This window comes from Ideonella azotifigens, assembly GCF_006519715.1.
Lineage (GTDB): Bacteria > Pseudomonadota > Gammaproteobacteria > Burkholderiales > Burkholderiaceae_C > Ideonella > Ideonella azotifigens.
The window spans coordinates 1-4,021 of the sequence record NZ_VIDT01000519.1 but is presented as its reverse complement, the minus strand read 5'-3'; the positions used below and the strand labels follow the sequence as shown (position 1 = coordinate 4,021).

Annotated in this window: 4 protein-coding genes; all 4 read left to right on the top strand. The window is 66.0% G+C overall.

Annotated elements, in window-relative coordinates; translation table 11 throughout:
* Window positions 1–331 precede the first annotated feature (331 nt).
* Window positions 332–2,431, top strand: coding sequence for a TonB-dependent siderophore receptor (locus tag FKP22_RS23225; RefSeq protein ID WP_141290045.1), 2,100 nt, complete (start codon window positions 332–334; stop codon window positions 2,429–2,431).
* Window positions 2,432–2,489: 58 nt separating this feature from the next.
* Window positions 2,490–3,035: a deoxycytidylate deaminase gene (locus FKP22_RS23220; RefSeq protein ID WP_141290044.1), complete on the top strand. Its 546-nt coding sequence runs from the start codon at window positions 2,490–2,492 to the stop codon at window positions 3,033–3,035.
* A gap of 126 nt (window positions 3,036–3,161) precedes the next feature.
* A complete protein-coding gene (locus FKP22_RS23215) occupies window positions 3,162–3,530 on the top strand; it encodes a hypothetical protein (RefSeq protein WP_141290043.1) in 369 nt (122 codons plus the stop codon).
* Between the two features lie 162 nt (window positions 3,531–3,692).
* The coding region (locus FKP22_RS23210; RefSeq protein WP_141290042.1) for a DUF1801 domain-containing protein at window positions 3,693–4,021 on the top strand (329 nt) is incomplete at its 3' end.

Here is a 4,021-nt window from a genome sequence, read left to right as displayed (position 1 = left end):
GCCGACAAAGCCGCCGACGCTGCCGGTGCCCATCACCAACACCCGCGGGAGGTTGGCGCTCGCGGCGGTTATCGGGGAAGAGGCGAGCGGCGCGACGGCAGGCATGGACGGCGGGTTCCTCAAGCTGGAAGAGACGCTCCCGACGAGCGGCCGAGGGCCTGGCGATGATGCCTTTGGCCGGCGCGGTTTTCGGCCCCATGGCGCTACGAGGAAACCCGCTCCGCACATCAGCTGCTGTTCCGCAAAACCCACAGCAGCGGCGGATTCATGCATACAACTGAGAATGATTCGTATTAGCTTGTAAACTGCCGGGTTGATGTTGGAGATGCAGATGAAGCAAGAATTCCTGATGACGACCTGTGCCATCGCGGCCTGCCTGGCGTTGGGCGATGCCCGCGCGCAGGAAGCCGCCGCTCCCGCGCAGGACGTCGCGCAGCAGCAAACGGTGATGGTGAAGGGCAAACGGGCCAACCGCGTGTCCAAGGGCGCGACCGGCCTGCCGATGGAGGTGAAGGACACCCCGCAGACCATCAGCACCATCGACAAGGACGAGATGGCCGACTTCGGCCTGACCGGCAGCAACGAAGCGCTGGCCCTGGCCACCGGCATCAACGTCGAGCAGTACGAAACCAACCGCGCGACCTTCAATGCGCGCGGCTTCGAGATCCAGCTGACCCAGGTCGACGGCCTGGGCATGACCAATTCCTGGGGCACGGTGGTCGGCCGCGAAGACACCTTCCTGTTCGAGCGCATCGAGTTGATCCGCGGCGCCAACGGCTTGCTGACCGGCGTGGGCAATGCCTCCGGCACGATCAACTACATCCGCAAGCGCCCGACCAACCAGGACGGCGGCGAAGTCACGGTGACCGGCGGCTCCCATGGCCTCAAGCGCGTGGGCCTGGACTACAACAAGGTCCTGACCGAAGACGGCGCGTGGGCCGCGCGTGTGGTCGTGGCCCACGAGGACAAGGATTCCTACCTGCGCGACCTGCATGACAAACGCACATCGCTCTATGGCGTGGTCGACGGCCAGATCGGCGACAACGGCACGCTGACCATCGGCGTCACAGGCGTGAATGCCAAGCAGGACTCGCCGATGTGGGGCTCGCTGACGCTGCTGCGCTCGGACGGCACGCAGGCCGACTTCGCGGTCGGTTCTTCCACCGCGCCGGACTGGGCCTACTGGAACACCAAGTCGGTGACCAGCTTCGCCGAGTATTCGCATCGCCTGTCGCCGGACTGGGAAGCCAAGTTCACCGTCAACCGGCGCCATGGCGACGAGGCGACCAAGCTGCTCTACGCCTACTCGAACACCGGCATGCTGAACCCGGACGACACCGGCCTGATTGGCTGGCCGTACCACAGCATCAGCCACACGGACAGCCGGGTGCTGGACGCCAACCTCAGCGGTCAGTTTTCCGCCTTCGGCCGCAGCCACAGCCTGCTGGTCGGTGTGAGCAACTCCAAGGAAACCACGGCCACCGACATCTACGCGGCGACGAGCAACAACTTCCTGCCGCTGCCCGCCTTCCCGTATGGCGGCGACGCCTATCCGGAACCGGAGTGGGGCGCGCGCGAACCCAGCACCAGCGGCGAACAGACGCTGACCCGCGTCTACGCCGCCTCGCGCATCGCGTTGACCGATTCGCTCAAGACCATCGTCGGCGTGAACGCGGTGCGCCATTGGCGCGCCGGCGAGTCCCGCTATGGCAGCGGCGGCCAGTTGCTGGACCCGACCACCAAGAAGCTCAGCCCCTACCTGGGCTTCACCTACGACTTCACGCCGAACGTGCTCGGCTACGCCTCGTACTCCGACATCTTCCTGCCGCAGGAGCAGGCCGACGTGAAGGGTGACCTGCTGGCACCGGTGAAGGGCACGAATGCCGAAGTGGGCGTGAAGGCGGATTGGCTGGACAAGCGCCTGTTGACCACTTTCGCAGTCTTCACTTCAAAGGAACAAGGCCTGGCGACCTACGCCGGCATTGATGCGAACCAGCAGTACTACTACGAAGCCAAGGACGTGAAGTCCAAGGGCTTCGAGACCGAAGTCACCGGCCGCATCAACAAGGACGCCAAGCTAACGCTGGGCTACACCCACCTGACGCTGACCGGCCCGGACGGCCACGGCATCTACGAATGGGTGCCGCGCAACACGCTGAACTTCCGCGTCGACAGCCGCATGCCTTTCCTGCCGGCGCTGCGCATGGGCCTGGGTGGCCGCTGGCAGTCCGACGTCAGCAAGATCGGCAGCGCCGAGCAGCCCGCCTACATGGTGGCCAACGCCTTTGCCGCCTACGAGCTGACCAAGGACGCCACGCTGCGGCTGAACATCAACAACCTGTTCGACAAGAAGTACATCGGTGGCCTGGCCTACGGCGCGATCTACGGCGCACCGCGCAACGGGGCCGTGACGCTGGAATACAAGCTCTGAAGCGGGGGCCTCCGCTCGCTACACTGCGGCGATTGCCTTGTCCACGGCCGTTCCACGCATGCAAAACACCCCGCTGATCCCCTGGCATTCCATGTTCATGGGCGTGGCGCTGCTTGCCGCGGCGCGCTCCAAGGACAGCCGCAAGCGCAACGGGGCCTGCATTGCCAGCCCGGACAACAAGATCATGGGCGTGGGCTACAACGGCCTGCCGCGGGGCTGTGACGACAACGACGAAACCTACTGGAGCGACGTCGACGAGGACCCGCTGCGCTCGCGGCACAGCTACATCGTGCACGCCGAGGTCAACGCGATCCTCAACTGCGTGGTGTTGCCGCTGACCGGCAGCACCATCTACGCGACCCAGTTTCCCTGCCCGCGCTGCGCCCAGTCCATCATCCAGGTGGGCATCCGCAGGGTGGTGTTCCTGGAGCAGAAGGCGCACCAGGCCGCGTCCATCCAGGCCGCGAACAAGATGCTGGCCGATGCAGGGGTGCAGGTGCTGAGCCTGGACGAACTGGAACAACCCTCGGCCGAGTGGTGCGGCAAGCTCGACGAGTTCATCCGCCAGACCGGCCCGGTGGTGCACGGCACGCCGCCGGCTTGAACCGAACAGCGTCAAACAGCGGCGCTTTCAGGCCTGTTTTTGCCGCTTCCTGTCGGTGGGCTGTCGCGCACCATGCGGTCATGGCGCCGGACCTTCGTCCGCGCGGCCAGCAACCAGGAGGCCGCCATGTCGTCGCAACACACCACTCCCCCCGTCCAGAACCCGCCGGCTTCGCCTGCGGTGACGCGGCTGTTGTCCGGCCTGGGCCTTGCTGCGGTGCCGGTCGCGGCCATGGTCGCACCCGAGACCGGGCAACTCGACGATGCCGAACTCTCGCGGTCGGTGGTGGCCGACGTGGGCATGGGCACGCTGCTGCGCTTCAAGTCGCTGATGGCGATCGAGGGGCAGACGGTGCATGTCGCCCGGATGTGCTACGACCGGCAATACGCCTTCGAGCGCATTGCCAATGCCCACACCAGTGCCTTCGACCCGCTTCGGCGCGTCGCGCTGGAGCTGTTCCAGGCCTACCACCGCCGGGAAGAGGGCAGGCTCTGACGCTGGGCCAGCGGCTTCACCACTGTCGGCGGTGAGGTTGTCGTCCTAGCCAAGCCTGGGCAAAGTGCCCACAATGGCTTCAGTTCCGCTGCGCCCCAACCGGCCGGCGGCCGACGGACGATGCGCCCCGTCGAGGGGCGTGCCTGATGCAAGGCCGTTCCGATGAGAACTGCAGCCCGCCCCAAAGCCTTGGTGGCCGCCTGGTTCGACTTCCTGACCGAGCCGCAACGCGGACTGGCCGAGCAGTTGCAGGCCGCCGTGCGCCAGGCCGTGCCCGAAGCCACCGAAACCGTCAAATGGGGCAACCTGGTCTTTGGCGTGGACGACACGCTGCTGATGGCCATCGTCCCATTCAAAGGCCATGTGAATCTGCAGCTGTTCAACGGCAGCCAACTGCCGCCCGGCATTGCGCCGCTGGATGGCAGCGGCCGGGGTTCGCGCAGCCTGCGCTGCCGGCTGGGCCTGCCGATCGACAGTGTGCAGGTGCAGAT

Excerpts from the sequence above, each read along its gene's own strand:
- FKP22_RS23225 (WP_141290045.1), top strand. The coding sequence starts at position 332 with ATGAAGCAAGAATTCCTGATGACGACCTGTGCCATCGCGGCCTGCCTG.
- FKP22_RS23220 (WP_141290044.1), top strand. The coding sequence starts at position 2,490 with ATGCAAAACACCCCGCTGATCCCCTGGCATTCCATGTTCATGGGCGTG.
- FKP22_RS23215 (WP_141290043.1), top strand. The coding sequence starts at position 3,162 with ATGTCGTCGCAACACACCACTCCCCCCGTCCAGAACCCGCCGGCTTCG.